The organism is Candidatus Proelusimicrobium excrementi (assembly GCF_937881865.1).
Taxonomy (GTDB): Bacteria; Elusimicrobiota; Elusimicrobia; order Elusimicrobiales; family Elusimicrobiaceae; genus Proelusimicrobium; species Proelusimicrobium excrementi.
In genome coordinates this window covers 1-1,152 of the sequence record NZ_CALGEO010000077.1, presented here as the reverse complement: position 1 = coordinate 1,152, position 1,152 = coordinate 1, and the positions used below count along the sequence as shown (strand labels likewise).

1 protein-coding gene is annotated in these 1,152 nt (G+C 51.6%); it reads left to right on the top strand.

Translation table 11 applies throughout. The annotated features are described in order from the left end of the window. Positions 1 to 139: 139 nt before the first annotated feature. A partial coding sequence (locus ACQY26_RS03615; RefSeq protein WP_428047737.1) for a hypothetical protein occupies positions 140 to 1,152 on the top strand: 1,013 nt, incomplete at its 3' end.

The window sequence follows — 1,152 nt, the reverse complement described above, 5'->3', positions numbered from 1 at the left end:
CCTGCTGTACAAAGAAAAGCCAGTCAGCACATCCGGCTATACAAACGCGAAAATTACGGTTGACAGTGTAAAAACCGCAAATGGCACTGATAGTAAACACGCTAGTCTTATCCTGCAGACAAGCCCGGCTCTCGGCAGCATGAGCGCAGTGGCTCAAGCCGCCGCAAGGCTGGCCGACGTCCGCCACGAAGCCGCCGTACTGCAGGACAATTTTTTACTCCAAAACAAACTATACGGAGCCGGCTATGATTTAAAAGCCGCTTCTTACTTGGATAAAGTGAAAGCCTGGCGCGCCGGCAGACTTTCGGAGCTTCCCGCCGCGCCGGTATTTACCGCCGGGGAACAAAATTATGCGGCTTTGGGCGGAAGATTCAAAGCGGTCTTAGCGCAATTAAACGCGGCTAAGAAAGATTACAACGCCTTAAAATGGCATAACAGAACCATAATAAATCCGCTCAAGACGTGGTGGAACAAGCCTGCCGGACGTTTTGAAGGCTTCGGCATCGACTTCGGCGAAGGCACAACCATAGCGGAAGCTTTCGGGCTGAAAGGCTCTTATGTCGAGCCTCTCCTCGGTACAAGAAGCGCAGTTCAGCCTCTTAACCGCATAGGCAAAGTTTATGACTGGCTGGAAAACCATAAACTCGGTTTTGCGGCCCAAGGTTTAAAATTCGTAAACAATAAAGCCACATTGATGGGCACCGCTTTGCTGTTCAACTACAACGTAGCTACGGTAAGCCCGGCGGCCCTTAACACCGGCAGAGCCTTGGCGCAGACAGAACAGGTTTACAGCATAGGCAGAACCTTTGCCGCGCCGCGTCTTTTGGGGATAAACCCAGTAAGCGCGCCCAAAACCGGCGGGTTTAACTTTTCCGCTCTGAAACCGGCCGACGTCGTAGATCCTAAAATTTTCAGTTTCTACAACGGCGTGCCTTTAATAAGCGGAAACATTCTGCAGGGAAGAGGCGTTTCCTATTGGGCGGCGAAAGTAAAACAAATGGCCCAACTGCCCGCGGCGGGGGTAATACTGCCGGGGATGTTCCTGCGCGATTTTTACAGATACGCAGACGCCCGCATTTTAGGTACGGCTTATAATCCGTCCGAACCTTATTTCAACTTCGGCAGAGGCGCATTTGCATCCTCCTTAGGATT